This window comes from Sinorhizobium sp. CB7 (assembly GCF_041357635.1).
GTDB lineage: Bacteria > Pseudomonadota > Alphaproteobacteria > Rhizobiales > Rhizobiaceae > Rhizobium.
The window spans coordinates 48,591-64,761 of sequence record NZ_JAULLL010000009.1 but is presented as its reverse complement, the minus strand read 5'-3'; the positions used below and the strand labels follow the sequence as shown (position 1 = coordinate 64,761).

17 protein-coding genes are annotated in these 16,171 nt (G+C 58.9%); 4 read left to right on the top strand and 13 right to left on the bottom strand.

Annotated features, from left to right (window positions below):
• Positions 1-288: 288 nt before the first annotated feature.
• From AAE029_RS17885 to AAE029_RS17870, 4 genes are all read right to left on the bottom strand, one after another.
• The gene (locus AAE029_RS17885) at positions 289-753 is read right to left on the bottom strand and encodes a DUF1348 family protein (RefSeq protein WP_371074222.1); all 465 of its coding nucleotides are present in this window, start codon (positions 751-753) and stop codon (positions 289-291) included.
• A 172-nt stretch (positions 754-925) separates the two neighbouring features.
• On the bottom strand, positions 926-1,726 hold the full coding sequence (locus tag AAE029_RS17880) for an anti-sigma factor (protein WP_371074221.1): 801 nt from the start codon (positions 1,724-1,726) through the stop codon (positions 926-928).
• Positions 1,723-2,352 (bottom strand): RNA polymerase sigma factor, encoded by a 630-nt coding sequence (locus AAE029_RS17875; protein WP_371074220.1) that lies wholly within the window; start codon positions 2,350-2,352, stop codon positions 1,723-1,725. Before AAE029_RS17875 ends, AAE029_RS17880 begins: the two co-directional genes overlap by 4 nt.
• 64 nt (positions 2,353-2,416) lie before the next feature.
• Positions 2,417-2,959 (bottom strand): tetratricopeptide repeat protein, encoded by a 543-nt coding sequence (locus AAE029_RS17870; protein WP_371074219.1) that lies wholly within the window; start codon positions 2,957-2,959, stop codon positions 2,417-2,419.
• Between the two features lie 189 nt (positions 2,960-3,148).
• Between AAE029_RS17870 and AAE029_RS17865 the strand changes: the two genes are divergently transcribed.
• The 3 genes from AAE029_RS17865 (at position 3,149) to AAE029_RS17855 (ending at position 6,096) form a co-directional block, all read left to right on the top strand.
• Positions 3,149-4,198 carry a type III polyketide synthase gene (locus tag AAE029_RS17865; RefSeq protein WP_371074218.1) on the top strand — a complete coding sequence of 350 codons (1,050 nt, stop codon included), beginning with the start codon at positions 3,149-3,151 and terminating at the stop codon, positions 4,196-4,198.
• A gap of 4 nt (positions 4,199-4,202) precedes the next feature.
• Positions 4,203-4,703, top strand: a complete 501-nt coding sequence (locus tag AAE029_RS17860; protein ID WP_371074217.1) for an isoprenylcysteine carboxyl methyltransferase family protein — start codon at positions 4,203-4,205, stop codon at positions 4,701-4,703.
• 145 nt (positions 4,704-4,848) lie between these two features.
• Positions 4,849-6,096 carry an NAD(P)/FAD-dependent oxidoreductase gene (locus AAE029_RS17855; RefSeq protein ID WP_371074216.1) on the top strand — a complete coding sequence of 416 codons (1,248 nt, stop codon included), beginning with the start codon at positions 4,849-4,851 and terminating at the stop codon, positions 6,094-6,096.
• A gap of 112 nt (positions 6,097-6,208) precedes the next feature.
• Here the strand turns inward: AAE029_RS17855 and AAE029_RS17850 are convergent, their stop codons facing one another.
• The 8 genes from AAE029_RS17850 to AAE029_RS17815 all read right to left on the bottom strand — a co-directional run bounded on the left by AAE029_RS17850 (position 6,209) and on the right by AAE029_RS17815 (position 14,895).
• Positions 6,209-6,712, bottom strand: coding sequence for a gluconokinase (locus tag AAE029_RS17850; RefSeq protein ID WP_371074453.1), 504 nt, complete (start codon positions 6,710-6,712; stop codon positions 6,209-6,211).
• Between the two features lie 168 nt (positions 6,713-6,880).
• Positions 6,881-7,834: a peptide ABC transporter ATP-binding protein gene (locus tag AAE029_RS17845; protein ID WP_371074215.1), complete on the bottom strand. Its 954-nt coding sequence runs from the start codon at positions 7,832-7,834 to the stop codon at positions 6,881-6,883.
• Complete coding sequence (locus tag AAE029_RS17840) at positions 7,831-8,847, bottom strand: ABC transporter ATP-binding protein (protein WP_371074214.1); 1,017 nt, start codon at positions 8,845-8,847, stop codon at positions 7,831-7,833. The genes AAE029_RS17845 and AAE029_RS17840 overlap by 4 nt, the downstream gene beginning before the upstream one ends.
• Complete coding sequence (locus AAE029_RS17835) at positions 8,847-9,737, bottom strand: ABC transporter permease subunit (protein ID WP_371074213.1); 891 nt, start codon at positions 9,735-9,737, stop codon at positions 8,847-8,849. The genes AAE029_RS17840 and AAE029_RS17835 overlap by 1 nt, the downstream gene beginning before the upstream one ends.
• A gap of 9 nt (positions 9,738-9,746) precedes the next feature.
• Positions 9,747-10,751 carry an ABC transporter permease subunit gene (locus AAE029_RS17830; protein WP_371074212.1) on the bottom strand — a complete coding sequence of 335 codons (1,005 nt, stop codon included), beginning with the start codon at positions 10,749-10,751 and terminating at the stop codon, positions 9,747-9,749.
• A gap of 87 nt (positions 10,752-10,838) precedes the next feature.
• Positions 10,839-12,434 carry an ABC transporter substrate-binding protein gene (locus tag AAE029_RS17825; RefSeq protein ID WP_371074211.1) on the bottom strand — a complete coding sequence of 532 codons (1,596 nt, stop codon included), beginning with the start codon at positions 12,432-12,434 and terminating at the stop codon, positions 10,839-10,841.
• A 296-nt stretch (positions 12,435-12,730) separates the two neighbouring features.
• Positions 12,731-13,213 (bottom strand): iron-responsive transcriptional regulator RirA, encoded by a 483-nt coding sequence (gene rirA / locus AAE029_RS17820; protein WP_371074210.1) that lies wholly within the window; start codon positions 13,211-13,213, stop codon positions 12,731-12,733.
• 185 nt (positions 13,214-13,398) lie between these two features.
• On the bottom strand, positions 13,399-14,895 hold the full coding sequence (locus AAE029_RS17815) for a CoA-acylating methylmalonate-semialdehyde dehydrogenase (protein WP_371074209.1): 1,497 nt from the start codon (positions 14,893-14,895) through the stop codon (positions 13,399-13,401).
• Between the two features lie 107 nt (positions 14,896-15,002).
• On the opposite strand from AAE029_RS17815, the gene AAE029_RS17810 reads away from it, so the two are divergent.
• Positions 15,003-15,884, top strand: a complete 882-nt coding sequence (locus tag AAE029_RS17810; RefSeq protein ID WP_371074208.1) for a LysR family transcriptional regulator — start codon at positions 15,003-15,005, stop codon at positions 15,882-15,884.
• A gap of 91 nt (positions 15,885-15,975) precedes the next feature.
• Here AAE029_RS17810 and AAE029_RS17805 read toward each other — a convergent pair whose 3' ends face one another.
• Positions 15,976-16,131 (bottom strand): hypothetical protein, encoded by a 156-nt coding sequence (locus AAE029_RS17805; protein WP_371074207.1) that lies wholly within the window; start codon positions 16,129-16,131, stop codon positions 15,976-15,978.
• Positions 16,132-16,171 lie beyond the last annotated feature (40 nt).

Below are 16,171 nucleotides of genomic sequence, written 5' to 3'. Positions count from 1 at the left end.
CCATTCCTTACCAGCGGCTGGCTAAGTTCCGGAGTTGAGAAACTCCCGCGTGCACCGCAAGTCGTGTCTCTCCTATCGTCAAAGAACAATCGACGTCAACGGGCATCTTGTACTGTCACAAATCTATCTTACAGCCGCGGAACATCCTCACACGCTGGAACAACGACCGCGTGTGTTGACCCTGCGTGTTTCCTAAAACCGGGATCGATTAGGGATAAGGCCATGCAGCAACTCGAAATACTGCGGCGACGTTAGTGCCTTATAAGACGCACAACGCTGAATGCGCCTTTAGAGGCCGAGATCACTGAGTGAAGGATGATCGTCCGGCCGGCGCCCGAGCGGCCAGTGATACTTGCGGTCCCTCTCAGCGATCGGCGCGTCGTTGATCGAGGCGAGGCGGCGGCGCATCAGACCGTCGTCGTCGAATTCCCAGTTTTCATTGCCGTAGCTTCTGTACCAGTTGCCGCTGTCGTCATGCCATTCATAGGCGAAGCGAACGGCAATGCGATTTCCTTCAAAGGCCCAAAGTTCCTTTATCAGACGGTAGTCGAGCTCCCGGATCCATTTGCGGGTCAGGAAGGCAACGATAGCCTCCCGACCCTTTATGAATTCACTGCGATTGCGCCAATAGCAGTCGGTCGTGTAGGCCAGCGAGACCTTCGCAGGATCGCGGCTGTTCCAACCGTCTTCGGCGAGACGGACCTTTTCTATGGCAGTTTCGCGGGTGAATGGAGGAAATGGCGGGCGGCTCATGGGGATCATCCTTCTGATGAAGTAAAGGCAACGACGCTTATGGTAACTCTAGCTCGTTCCATCTTCGGATACGGCAAATTCGGGAACAACCATTTCATGGCATGGAAGTACGACACGGATCGCCGCCGCGCCATGTCCGTCTGCATTACGGAAGGCTGCGAGCGCGTCGATCCTAAACCGCGAGGCTCGCGCGCACGCCATCCGCCAATTCCATCATCCGGTCGGCGGGCGCATGGCCAATCAGCATGAAGGCGTGGGTCGCGTTCGCCCAGTAGACGACATTCATGCCACGGCGGTTTTCAATATCCGGCTCCTTCCGTCCCAATGAGGAGGGAACGATGCAGAGTGCCATCGGACCGCTTTCGGGATCGAGATAGGCAATCTGTGCCAAGGGCTTGTCGTCATATTCGAGAAGCTGCGCACGCTTGAAGCCCACGCCCGGCAACGCCACTCTATCCGGCGCAAGCGAAAGCCCGAGCTTCGATGCGACGCGATCCAACTGCGCAGTCTGTGCGGAGATGTCCGGCGCCGGACCGCTCAGCGTATCCACGGTATAGAGCGAGATATATTCGGCGACGACCGCGCGCCATTCCGTGCCCTCGTCTGGGGCGGAGCGACGCTTTTCGACGTAGATCAGTGCGCGATCGGCGGCGACGGTTCCGACCACGCAGGCGGCAAGGGCGCTTACGAAGCTGCGACGGCTCATGCCTCCCATCGCCTTTCTTGCCTGCGGCGAAGGAATGGACGCCAACATGGTTTCCAATTGCTTCGCCGGGGCGGCCGCAAGCAAAGGCTCGAATGCGTCACGGAACGGCAGGTTGCCGCGTGACAGAAATTCAAAGCGCTCGGCCACGCGTTCATCCGTCCGGATGAGCTCTTCGATCTCCTCACGCTCGGCCGCGCTCAGTTCGCCATCGATGAAGGCGGTAAGCTGTTCGTCGGAGAGCATGTCTTTTTCTTTTCCGGCAGTCATGGCCGCCCTCCTTCCGATCCGGGCGCCGCAGTGGTCATGCCCGAGACATCTGCCAGCTTTGCTCGGGCCGCTGCCAGCCGGCTCATCACTGTTCCGATCGGAATATCGAGTATTTCCGCGATCTCGCGATAGGCGAGACCTTCGACATAGGCAAGAAAGACCGCGCTGCGCTGCGCCTCCGGCAGAGCCTGGACATGGCGCAGCACCTGGTTGGCCATGATATGGGTCTCGGTTTCCTGTGCCCCATCGAAGACAAGTGTTTCCTCCGCGTCGACGAAACCCTGCCCCATGCGAACGCGCCGGGAACGGACCTCGTTAAGCCATACGGAATGCAGGATCGAGAACAACCAGCGATCCAGCCGAGTCCCGGGGATAAACTGGCTTGCCCTTTCGAGCGCTCGAACGCAGGTTGCCTGCACGAGATCGTCGGCGATATCGCGCTGATGGGAAAGCACGAAACCGTATCGCCAGAGGCGCGTCAGGTGACCGGCCAGTCCGGCCCTGATTTCTGCTTCGCTTAAGATGATCTCCTCCGAGGCGGCTGTCTCTGCACGAACCGCCAGCATCGCCGGCGATTCCAGTTTTGCGCGACTATAAGCAGGAAATATGGAATGAGCGACTGGCATTCCGAAAATTCCCTTCTCCAGTAGGCATGTCATTCGTCTCGCCTGCTCGTCGTCTTTCCAGCCGTCAGATCTTGGAGGGGTTCTCGATCGCTTCGTTCAGGTCCTGATACTCCTCGCACGTCGTGTTACCGCAGAGCGATTTGATCGTCTCGAGTTGTTCCTTCGCGAGGTCGATCTGGCCCTTCACTACATAGGCTTCACCGAGATATTCGCGGACCTTCGCATATTTCGGATCGAGCTGAACGGATTTTAGGTAATAGGAAATGCCCTCATCCGTACGGCCAAGTTTGCGGGTCGCGTAACCGCGATAATTCAGGGCTTCGGCGGTGTTGGGGTTCTGCAGCGTGTCGAGAACTTCGAGAGCCTCTTGATAGCGGCCATCCTTGGCAAGCGCATAGGCATAGTCGGCACGGTTCTCATCCGAAATATTGGCGCCCTGCTGCCTTACGCATTTCTTCGTTTTCCTGTCATAGATCTGGCCCTTCTTGCAGGTCGGCATGCTGTCGCCGCCGCCGCCACCGATGGCAAAGACCGGGGTCGATATCATGCCGATCGTCAGGGAGGCCCCGAAGAAGACGGAGGCAAGACGGAGAGTAGCGTTCGTCATTGGAATTGCTCCTTGGCAAAATGAACGTTGCGACCAGCAAACACGCCATCTCCCGATTTATTCGGCCGGGGCTTCGAATTTTTACAAGCAGTGCCATATCCTTCATCTTTTCGTGACGATCGCAGCACCGAATAATTTCGCCGCGGAAGTGTTTTCTTCTCGCCTGCCGGGATGACGTGGAGAAGCAATGTGACCGATACCGTAAAACTCGTCAGTCTGGCTGTCGCAACACCGGAACATATCATGCTGCAGTCCGACGCCTCCGAGGCTGCATCCCGCCTGTTTTCTGATCGTTTCAAGGATTTCAGGCATCTTGCGCGCGTCTTCGACAACGCCGGCATCTACAAGCGCCATCTTGCCCGGCCTCTCTCGTGGTTCGAGGAACCACATGGTTGGCAGGATCGGCTGGAAGCCTATCTCGAGGTTGCAGGCGCGCTGTTCGTCGAGGCGGCGCAGCAAGCACTCGACCGTGCCGGGCTGGAGGCGCGCGACGTCGACTGCATCGTGACCAACTCATCCACCGGCTTTGCAACGCCCAGCCTCGAAGCGCAGGTGTCCGCCGAGATGGGCTTTCGCGCCGATATCGAGCGCGTTCCCCTTTTCGGCCTCGGCTGCGCCGCCGGTGTATCCGGCCTGGCGATCGCCTCACGCATGGCAAGGAGCAGACCCGGGGCGACCGTACTTTTCGTGACGCTCGAACTCTGCTCGCTGTCCTTTAGGCTCGATGAACTGACCCGCCCCAACATCATTGCAACTGCACTTTTCGGTGACGGGGCGGCGGCCTGCATCCTGCGGGCCGCGAAGAGCGGCATCGCGGAAATTGAATCGACCGGCGAGCATCTGTTTCCGGCAAGCCTCGACATCATGGGCTGGAAGATCGACAATACCGGCTTCGGTGTCGTTCTCCAGCAGTCGCTGCCGCCCTTCGCCCAGGAGCATGTAGGACCAACGGTCGACCGGATTCTCGATCGCGCCGGGCTCAGGCGGAAGGACATAGGGCGGTTCATCTGCCACCCGGGAGGCGCCAAGGTGGTCGTTGCACTGGAAAGCTCATTGTCGCTCGATCCGGGAACGCTTGATCACGAGCGGGATGTGCTGTCGGAATTCGGCAACATGTCTTCGCCGACCGTGCTCTTCGTCCTTGAGCGTGTCATACATGATGGGCTGCCCGATCGCTCCGCGATGTTCGCGCTTGGTCCGGGATTTTCCGCAAGTTGCGTCACGATGAGGAGAATGTAGCGAGATGGGAGCTTCGATCGCACTCATGATCTTCGTGACACTGCAGCGGCTGTCGGAGCTCGTCCTTTCCCGCCGCAACACGTCCGCCCTCCTGAAAAAGGGGGCCTACGAAGTGGCATCGGAACACTATCCCTATATCGTCGCACTGCATGCAGCATGGCTCGCCGGTTTGTGGCTGCTTGCGCCCGGCCAGCCGGTCAATCTGATCTGGCTCACTGTATTCGTGGTGCTGCAAGGCCTTCGCGCCTGGGTGCTGCTGACGCTCGGCAAACACTGGACCACACGTATCATCGTCCTGCCTGGCGCGCCTTTGGTGACGTCCGGCCCGTACAGGTTCATGCACCATCCGAATTATGCAGTCGTCGTCGGCGAGATCGCCGTCCTGCCGCTCGTTTTCGGTCTGCCTTTCTATGCAATCGTCTTTTCCGTGCTGAATGCAACGATCCTGACAATTCGCATCCGCGCGGAAAACGACGCGCTCAGGAAGACAATGATTTTAAAGTGAAATGCGCATTTTTCGTTTGCGCTGCAGTATCGTCGTATGCATCCTCATACTAGAGCGGGATGCCGAAAAGTGTGTGCGGTTTTTACGCGACATCCCGCTCTAACCTAATTGAGAGACGGGGAACGAAGCGGACCGCTGAGGCAAAATGACAAGAAACGCAATCGTGCTTGGCGCCGGGATCGTCGGCGTATCGACTGCCATCCACCTGCAGCGGCGAGGCTGCCAGGTGACGCTTATCGACCGGAGAGCTCCGGGCGAAGAGACATCCTTCGGCAATGCCGGTCTCATTCAACGCGAGGGTGTCGTACCTTATGGCTTTCCGCAGCGGCTCGGCGTACTGATCCGCTACGCTCTGAACAACCGCATCGACGCGCACTACCATCTGCGCGCGCTGCCTGGACAGCTTGCCTTCCTTGCCCGGTACTGGTGGAATTCCAACAGCAAACGGCACGAGATAATTTCGAAGGCCTACGCGCCGCTGATCGAGCACTCGATCTCGGAGCATAGTGATCTGATCGAAGCGGCCAATGCCGGCCATCTCATCCGCAAGAATGGCTGGATGGAAATTTACCGCACGGATGAGACGCGGGATGCGGAATTTTCCGAGGCGGACCGATTACACCGAGAATTCGGCGTCACATACGAGAGGCTCTCTTCCACCGATATCGCTCGCATCGAACCGCATATCCGCGGCCCGTTTACAGGCGGTATTCGCTGGGCTGATCCATGGTCGGTGCTCGATCCTCACGGGCTGACGAGCGCCTATCGCAGCTATTTCGAAAAGCTTGGCGGCCGCTTTGTCACGGGTGAAGCGGCAACGCTCGGCCAATTTGGTTCGGGCTGGAAAGTGATGACGGCCGATGGCCCGGTGGAGGCCGATGATGCGATTATCGCGCTTGGCCCGTGGGCCGACCTCGCAACCCGCCGTCTCGGCTATGCCTTCCCGCTCGGCGTCAAACGCGGCTACCACATGCACTACGCCGCCGAAGGGGACGCGATCCTCAACAATTGGACACTCGACGCGGAACGGGGTTATTTCCTGGCGCCGATGAATCGCGGCATCCGCCTGACGACCGGCGCGGAATTTGCGTCGCGCGACGCGCCGAAAACGCCGGTGCAGCTCGACCGTGCGGAGAAGATTGCACGCACGATCTTTCCGCTCGGAAGACGACTAGACCCTGAACCCTGGATGGGGGCCCGTCCCTGCACGCCGGACATGATGCCGATCATCGGCAAGGCACCTCGGCACAACGGGCTCTGGTTCGCTTTCGGTCACGCCCATCACGGGCTGACACTCGGTCCGGTGACGGGCCGGGCGCTGGCCGAGCTTATCACCGGCGAAACGCCCTTCATCGATATTGCGGCCTATTCGCCCGCGCGGTTCAATCCGTAACCACGGCGCTGTGCGTCCTACAAGACGCACAGCGGTCGTCGCAGCACGTTGAACTGCTGCATTGTTTTGTCCTTTAATCGGCTCCGATTGAACGAGCTATGCAGACGTCACGTCATTTAGTTCGGCCAGCGTCCAACTTCGCCAAGCCGTCGAACGCGGAGGCGACGATACTGTCGACCGTGTCATCGATATCGACGGTTACGACGCCCGGCTCGCCTGTCGGCACCTCGAGCGTCTGCAATTGGCTCTCCAGCAGCGACGGCGGCATGAAATGCCCCTTGCGCGTGCCCATGCGTGCAACGAGGAGTTCCTTCGAGCCTTCCAGATAGACGAAGTCGAGCATTCCTTTCGCTGTCGCACGCAACCGGTCGCGATAGATCCTCTTCAGCGCTGAGCAGGAGACAACGACTCCCTTGCCAACCGCAAGCGAAGATCTAATTTCCTCGCCGATCCGATCGAGCCAGGGCATGCGATCCTCATCGGTCAGCGGAATGCCCTTGGACATCTTCTCGACGTTGGCGGCGGGGTGAAACGCATCGCCCTCGACGAAGGCTAAATCAAGACGGGCGGCAAGCCCCTCACCCACCGATGACTTGCCGCTGCCGCTGACGCCCATGACGATGATTGCGCGTGGGCCACTCCTCTCCGTCACTTCTCACTCCTCTCAGACAGCTACAGCGCCGCGCATCTTTTCAGACGCACAAAGGACGCTGGAGCACTTTGAATTGCTGCATGTTTTTATCCTTAAATCGATCCCGATTTAAGGAGACATGCAGGGCCTGCCTCAGTCCAACGGGAAATGGCAGGCATATAGATGTGTGCCTTCACCGCTCAGTTCCGGCGTCACCTTACGGCAATGTTCCTGTGCCTTCCAGCAGCGTGGATTGAAATGGCAGCCAGTCGGCGGATTCAAGGGGGACGGCAGTTCGCCCTGAAGGCGGATACGGTTCCGCTCGCGTTGCGGATCGGCTATCGGGGTCGCCGACAGAAGGGCGGCCGTGTAGGGGTGCCGCGGTCTGGCAAAAACCTCAGCCGCCGGACCGGTCTCGATCGGACGTCCAAGGTACATCACCATCACGTCGTCTGCGATGTGACGTACGACTGAAAGCCCGTGAGAAATGAAGAGATAGGCGAGGCCCATTTCCTTCTGAAGCTCCATCAGCAGGTTCAGCACCTGTGCTTGGATGGAAAGATCGAGCGCGGAAACCGGCTCGTCGAGCACCAATACCTTCGGCCGCAGCATAAGGGCACGGGCAATGGCAATGCGCTGGCGCTGGCCGCCGGAGAACATGTGCGGATAGCGATCATAATGTTCCGGCCTCAGGCCAACTCGCGCCATCATCTCCTCCGCCTTGCGGCGGCGTGTCGCTGCGTCGTCATCGGTGTTGATCTTCAACGGCTCCTCGAGGATTGCGCCGACCTTCTGGCGCGGATTGAGCGACCCGTAAGGATTTTGAAAGACGATCTGCACCTGGCTGCGCAGGCTGCGATCACCGACATGGGCGGGCTTACCGTCGATCAGCAGTTCGCCCGCCGTCGGATCCTCGATCATGGTGACGAGGCGGGCAAGCGTGGACTTGCCGCAGCCGGATTCACCGACGACTGCGAGCGTTTTGCCGGAATAGAGGCTGAAGCTGACGCCGTTCAGTGCCTTGACGGTCGCCTCCGGTTTGAACATGCCACGATTGACGGTGTAGAAGCGGGCAAGATCCTTGCCCTCGAGAACAGCGCTCGTCATGCGAGGCCTCCTGCGGATTCCGTTTCGGCAAGGCTCGGATGACCCAAGGGCTTGCCGTTCTTCAGAGGATAGTTGCAAAGGGCAAGGCCGAGCTCGCTGCCCTGGCGTTTCACGCCGCGGTCGCATTCGACCGTGGCGAAGGCGCAACGCGGGGCAAAGAGACAGCCCGAGGGCCTGTCATGCTGACCCGGCACGACGCCGGCGATCGAAGGCAGCCGCTGGCCGACTTCCGCCCGCTCCGGGAGAGCCGACAGCAGCGCCGCCGTATAAGGATGGTGCGGATCGCGGAAGAGCGCCTTGACTGGCTGCTCCTCGACCTTCTGACCGGCATATTGCACCTGAACCCGCTCGGCTGTCTCTGCCACCACGCCCATGTCATGGGTGATGAGCACAAGCGCCATACCTTGTTCCCGCTGCAGCCGGACGAGCAGATCGAGAATCTGCGCCTGGATGGTCACATCAAGTGCGGTCGTCGGCTCGTCGGCGATCAGAAGCTTCGGATTGCAGGCGAGCGCCATTGCGATCATGACGCGCTGGCTCATGCCGCCGGAAAGCTGGTGCGGAAAAACCGAAAGACGCTCGGCCGGCGCCGGAATGCCAACCAGATCGAGCAATTCGATCGAACGTTCGCGGCGCTCCTTACGGTTCAAGCCCATATGGATGCGCAGCGTCTCCGCCAGCTGGAAGCCGACGGTGAAGCAGGGATTGAGGCTCGACATCGGCTCCTGAAAGATCATCGCCATGTCCTTGCCGATAATCTTGCGGCGCTGGCGCGGGGAAATCCCGCGCAGGTCCTTGCCGTCGAACATCATGCGGTCGGCAGTAATCCTAGCCGTCCAGGGAAGCAGGCCCATCAAGGCAAGCATCGACACGGACTTGCCGGATCCGGATTCCCCGACAATCGAAAGGATCTCACCCTTGTCGCAGGCGAGCGAAACGCCGTCGACGGCCCGGAAGAGACCGGAAGAGGTCTGGAATTCGACGGTAAGATTTTCAATATCGAGAAGCGGCATCACGACCTCTTCAGCTTGGGGTCGAGCGCATCGCGCAAACCATCGCCCATCAGATTGATGGCAAGCACGGTGATGAGAATGGCAAGACCCGGAAATGTCACGACCCACCAGGCGCGCTGGATGAATTCGCGCGCTTCGGCGAGCATCGTACCCCACTCCGGCGTTGGGGGCTGGGCGCCCATGCCGAGAAAGCCCAGAGCCGCCGCATCGAGGATTGCTGCGGAAAAGGCGAGCGTCGCCTGGACGATCAGCGGCCCAAGACAGTTCGGCAGGATCGTCTTGAACATCAGCCGGAATGTGCCGGCACCCGCGACACGCGATGCGATGACATATTCCTTTTCGCGCTCGGTCATGACAGATGCGCGCGTCAGACGTACGAAATGCGGCTGGTTGACGATCGAGATCGCAATCATCGCATTGAGCAGGCCCGGTCCGAGAACCGCCACCAGCACGAGCGCGAGCAGCAGCGACGGAAAGGCAAGGATGATATCCATGAGACGCATGATGACGATATCGATGCGACCGCGGAAATAGCCTGCAACGAGACCGATCAGAACACCCGCAATCACCGACAGGGTTACGACGACCACACCGATGAAGAGCGAGAAACGGGCGCCATAGATCAATCGCGAAAGGATATCACGGCCGACGGCGTCCGTACCGAGCGGATAAGACAAGGTGCCGTTCTGCATCCAGAACGGCGGAAGCAAAAGCATCTGCCGGTTTTGCTCGCTTGGACTATGCGGTGCAAAAAACGGCGCAAAAGCTGCCAGAAGCACAATGAGAACGAAGACAACAAGACCGAGGACGGCGCCCTTGTTGCGGGAGAAATAGTACCAGAATTCCGCAAGCGCGGAGGGCTGGCCGGTTTTGACATTTGCCGTGCTCATAAGCCGCTCCTAGTGACGAATGCGCGGATTGATGAAGCCGTAAAGGACATCGACTATCAGATTGACCAGCATAATGACGCCGGCAATCAACAGAAGTCCGCCCTGCACTACCGCATAGTCGCGCTTGAAGACTGAATCGACCATCCACTTGCCAATTCCGGGCCACGAGAAGATCGTTTCCGTGAGAATGGCACCTGCGAGCAGGACACCGATCTGCAGACCAATCGTCGTGACGACAGGAATCATGGCGTTGCGAAGAGCGTGCACACCGATGACCCGGAACGGCATCAGCCCTTTCGACCGCGCTGTGCGCACATAGTCCTCGCCGAGCACTTCCAGCATGGCTGACCGGGTCTGCCGCGCAATGACGGCAAGCGGGATCGTCGCAAGAACGATTGTCGGCAGGATGAGGTAGCTGACTGCTGACCTGAAGGCCCCGGCCTGTCCGGAAAGCAGGCTGTCGATCAGCATGAAGCCCGTGACGGGCTTGAAGAAATACATGAGCGAAATGCGGCCCGAAACGGGCGTCCAGCCGAGATAACCGGAAAAGAAGATGATGAGCAGGAGCCCCCACCAGAAGATCGGCATGGAATAACCGACCAGAGCCACGCCCATCACGCCTTGATCGAACCAGGTCCCTCGTTTGACTGCCGCGAAAACGCCGGCAGGTATGCCAAGACAGATCGCCACGATGATTGCGCAGAACGACAGCTCCAGGGTAGCCGGGAAGAGCGACAAAAACTCGCCCAGCACCGGTCTCTTGGTGACGATCGACCTGCCCAGATCGCCCTGCAGCACATTGCCGAGGTAGCTGAAATACTGGACGATGATCGGCCGGTCATAGCCGAGATCGTGCATGATCTGGGCATGGCGTTCCGGCGCCATAACGCGCTCGCCGGACATCAACATGACGGGGTCGCCGGGAAGAAGTCGGATGAAGGAGAAGGCGATCAGCGATACGCCCAGGAATGTTGGGATCAGGACCGCAAGGCGCCCGATGAAAAATCGCAACATGGCAGTTTCCAATATCTTGCCGGCGGTCAGGTGAAGACCTGACCGCCGGTCAAGCCGGCCTTGGCCGGATACTCTTACATTTTGCTTTTACTCGGCGATATCGACGCCGTCAAAGCGATGAACGCCGACCGGGTCCTGTACGAAACCGGAGACCTTCTTGCTCGTCGGGACGAATTCCGTGGAGTGGTCGAGCGTTGCCCAGGGAGCCTCTTTCTTGAAGATGACCTGAGCTTCCTGATAGAGCTTTGTGCGCTCTGCGAGGTCCGATGACTGCTTGGCCTTGGTCATCAGATCATCGAACTCCTTGTTGCACCACTGAGCGCGGTTGTTACCGCCGACAGCATCGCAACCAAGGAGCGTATCCATGAAGTTATCCGGGTCGCCGTTATCACCAGTCCAGCCGAGAATAGCGGCGCCGTCACGATCCTTGGCGGACGAAAGCTTCAGATATTCGGCCCACTCATGCGTGACGATCTCGACCTTGACACCGATTTTGGCAAGGTCGGCCTGCATCAGTTCGGCGGCGCGGCGTGCGTTCAACATGTATGGACGCGAAACCGGCATTGCCCAGATCTTCATGCTCAGATCCTTGACGCCAGCGTCAGCAAGCATCTTCTTGGCCGCGTCCGGATCGTATTTGTCGTCGACAACCGCGTCGTTATAGGACCACATGGTCGGCGGGATCGGGTTCTTGGCGACCTGTGCCGCACCCTGGAAGACGGCGTCGACGATTGCCTGCTTGTTGATCGCCATGTTGAGCGCCTTGCGCACTTCAGTCTTGTCGAAAGGAGGCACCAAGGTGTTGTAGGCGAGGTATGCGACGTTCAGGCCCGGCTGTTCGAGAACGTTGAGGTTCGAATCCGCCTTCAGATCCGGAACGTCGGCAGCATTCGGATAGGGCATGATGTGGCACTCGCCGGCCTTGAGCTTCTGCGCGCGAACGGAAGCATCGGGCGTGATTGCGAAGACGAGATCGTCGATCTTTTCCTTGCCCTTGAAGTAGGCGTCATTGGCCTTGTAGCGGATGACGGCATCCGGCTGGTAGGCGACGAAGGTGAACGGGCCGGTGCCGAGCGGCATCTGGTTCAGCTGCGCCATGTTGCCGTCGGCCGCGAGCTTGTCGGCATATTCCTTCGACACGACGGACGCGAAGTCCATGGCGAGATCGGCCAGGAACGGAGCTTCCGGGTGGTTCAGGACGAACTTGACCGTGAGGTCATCGACCTTTTCCACCGACTTGATGAGGTCAGGAAAGCCCATGCCGGCTGCGTATTCGTAGGAGGCACCCTCGACATACGCATGCCACGGATGATCCTTCTGAAGCTGACGCTGGAAGGAGAACACGACATCGTCGGCGGTAAGATCGCGCGTCGGCGTGAAGAAGTCGGTTGTCTGGAACTTTACACCCGGACGCAGCTTGAAGGTGTATTCCTTGCCGTCGTCGGAGACCGTCCAGCTTTCAGCCAGGCCCGGCTCAACTTCCGTCTTGCCATGCTTGAATTCGACCAGGCGGCTGTAGACGGTGCGCGAGCTGGCGTCAAACGTCGTGCCGGCGGTGTAGATGGAGGGGTCGAAACCTTCCGGAGAGCCCTCGGAGCAATAGACAAGGGTTTTGGACCAGGCGGACGTTGCCATGACCGAAGCCAAAGCGGTCGCTGCCAGCAGGACAGAGATCTTTTTCATGATGTCGTTTCCCAGATTTGTCTTTTTAAAGTTGTGAGACCCCGAAGTTACCCTCCCGGATCGGCGCCAGATGGAACGACATTTATCCTGCGAAAGCAACGGGCCTCGAAGAAAATTTTTCCATCTGGACAACTTTTGAAACTTTAGCACAAAAATACCGCGAAATTGGAAAGAATCGAGCGCGGCCCCAGGGATTTTTGCGGGAAACAGCACGATGTTCCATACAATGTCCCGTCAAGACAAAAAGAAACCGCGGCCCAATATTGCGGCCGCGGTTTCGCATTTCTTTGCTGCTATCAGGCGGCCGGAGCGCTGATCGCCGGCTTCTCGAAGGCATCTTTTCCGGAAAGGCCGAGCAGGAAATTAATCTGCGGCCGCGCCTTCACGAGGTCGTCGATCGAATATTCCGTCAGCACGTTGAAGAAGGCATTCAAAGCCTTCCGCAATGCCGAATTCAAACCGCAGCTATCGACGAGCGGGCATTCGACCATGCCGTCATCCTCGAAGCATTCCGCCATCGCGAAACTATCCTCGGTGACCTTGACCACATCGAAGAGGCTGATATCGGTCGCCGGCTTACCGAGACGCACCCCGCCATTGCGGCCGCGCACAGTTTCGACAAGACCCGCCTTGTTCAAGGGCTGCAGGATCTTGAAAAGGAAAAGCTCGGAAACGCCATAGGCCTTGGCGATCTCCGGAATCCGGCTCAAATGGCCTTCATTGGCAGCACAATACATCAACATGCGTACCGCATAGTTGGTCTGCTTCGTCAAACGCATGCCGATCTCCCTGCGAGTCATGGCTGTTCTGAAACGCTATATAGTGCCTTTCGTAGTTTTGAACAATTCCAAAAGATGAAATTCACATTCACGTTATGAACGTCAATGAAGGCATAGTTCAGAAGCGCCTGCGGGCGCCCGCAAGGGACGCCCGCTGAAGACAGTTGGATAGGAGCAGTCAGCACTTATCTCATCGTCGGCATGACGAATTCCGCGCCATCCTTGATGCCCGATGGCCAGCGGGCGGTAATCGTCTTGGTCCTGGTCCAGAATTTGATCGAGTCCGTGCCATGCTGATTGAGATCGCCGAAGCTCGATGCCTTCCATCCGCCGAAGGAATGATAGGCAAGCGGGACCGGGATCGGGACGTTTACGCCGATCATGCCGATGTTGATGCGTGAGGCGAAGTCGCGGGCAGCGTCGCCGTCACGGGTGTAGATCGCAACGCCGTTGCCGTATTCGTGCTTCATCGGGAGATCAAGCGCTTGTTCATAGTTCTTAGCGCGAACCACGGAAAGAACCGGCCCGAAGATTTCGGTCTTGTAGATGTCCATGTCCGGCGTCACATGGTCGAACAGGCAACCGCCAACGAAGTAGCCGTCCTCATAGCCCTGCAGCTTGAAATCGCGGCCGTCGACGACGAGCTTGGCGCCCTGCTCCACGCCTCGGTCGATCAGGCTCTTGATGCGGTTATAGGCGTCCCTAGTGACGACCGGGCCCATATCAGCCTTTTCATCCGTATAGGGACCGATGCGCAGCGACTCGATCCTGGGCGTCAGCTTCTCGACGAGCCGGTTGGCCGTTTCCTCGCCGACCGGAACCGCAACCGAGATCGCCATGCAGCGTTCGCCGGCCGAACCATAGCCTGCGCCCATCAGCGCGTTGACGGCCTGATCCATGTCGGCATCGGGCATGATGACCATGTGGTTCTTGGCACCGCCGAAGCACTGGGCGCGTTTGCCGTTCATTGCGGCCGTCCCATACACATAGCGGGCGATCGGGGTCGAACCCACGAAGGAGACAGCGGCGATATCGGGATCGGTAAGGATCGCATCAACTGCGCCCTTGTCGCCGTTGACGACATTGAGGATGCCTGCCGGCAGGCCGGCTTCGATCATCAATTCGGCAAGCCGGATCGGAACGGAGGGATCGCGCTCCGAAGGTTTGAGGATAAAGGCGTTGCCACAGGCGATTGCCGGGGCGAACATCCACATCGGGATCATGGCCGGAAAATTGAAGGGCGTAATGCCGGCGCCGATACCGACCGGTTGGCGCAGCGAATACATGTCGATTGCCGGGCCCGCGCCTTCCGTGAATTCACCCTTCTGCAGGTGCGGAATGCCGCAGACGAATTCGCAGACTTCCAAACCACGCACGACGTCGCCTTTGGAGTCCTCGACGGTCTTGCCATGCTCCCTGGACAGCATTTCGGCCAGTTCGTCCATGTGCTTGTTCAGAAGCTCGACGAACTTGAAGAAAACTCGGGCGCGACGCTGCGGATTGGTGGCGGCCCATTTCGGCTGAGCGGCCTTGGCGCTCTCGACGGCGGCGCGAATCTCCTCGGCGCCGGCAAGCGCCACCGTCGCCTGCACTTCGCCGGTTGCCGGATTGAAGACGTTGCTTGTGCGTCCGCTGGTGCCTGCGACGTGTTTACCGCCGATGAAATGACCGATCTCACGCATGGATGTGCCTCCTCTTTTTCGATGATGCAGCTTCGCACTTCAATTTGCACAAATCAATGAGCCGATATAAGAAACCGTTGTGCGTAAATTAAAGTTCGGAATTGCAAATGGATTGGGATGATGTCCGTATGTTTCTGGCCGTCGCGCGCACGGGACAGATACTCGCGGCCTCGAAGCGGCTTGGCGTTAACCACGCCACGCTCAGCCGACGGGTCACCACACTCGAAGAACGCCTCAAGACCCGCCTCCTAGTCCGCCGCACCAACGGTTGCGAATTGACAGCCGAAGGAGAAATCTTCCTGCATGCCGCCGAACGCATGGAGACCGAGATGCTGCGGGCACAGGCGAGCGTCGGCCATGTCGACAGCATGGTCGGCGGGACTGTCCGCATCGGTGCGCCGGACGGATTCGGCGTCTCTTTTCTTGCGCCGAGGCTCGGACAGCTCGTGCGGCGCTACCCCGAACTCAGGATCCAGCTCGTTCCCGTGCCGCGCTCCTTCTCCCTTTCACAGCGCGAAGCCGATATCGCCATTACGCTGGAGCGCCCCGAGCAAGGGCGCCTCGTCTCTTCGAAACTCACCGATTATACGCTCGGCCTCTATGCCTCGAAAGATTATCTCGCTTCTCGGGGGATCCCTGCCGATGTCGATGCGTTGAAGGCACATCCGCGCATCGGCTATGTCGAGGATCTGATTTTTACCGCTTCCCTGAACTTTTCCGGCGAAGTGATGCGCAACTGGGACGCTTCCTTCGAAATATCGACCGCCATTGGACAGACGGAGGCCGTCAGATCCGGTGCGGGCATCGGCATCCTTCACGACTATATCGCCCGGCAATATCCGGAACTCACCCGCATCCTGCCGGATGTCTCCATCCGACGAGCCTATTGGACGACCTATCATGAAAGCGCCCGCGATCTCGTGCGCGTGCGCACCGTCATCGACTTTCTACAGGAACTTGTCGGCGAAGCGCGGCAGATCTTTCTCTGAAGCAATTCCAGGAAAGTGCGAAGCGGTTTTCCGTTCGGAATTGCGAAAAAATAAAAGCTAAAGCGGTTCCTGCCTCTGATCAGCGTACTCCTTAACTATGCTTCGGCGGTTCGTCATTCTCGTCTGGATTGGGTAGCGGCGTCTCATCCGGCAGTGTATCCGGCTCCGGCTCCTTGATCGGCGGTTCCGGCTTCCAGTCGGGAGGCATCGGCGGCTGATCGGGGATGGGCTCGTTCGGCACGGACATGATCACTCCTTTTCTATTTCGTTGAACGAGGGACCGTTGA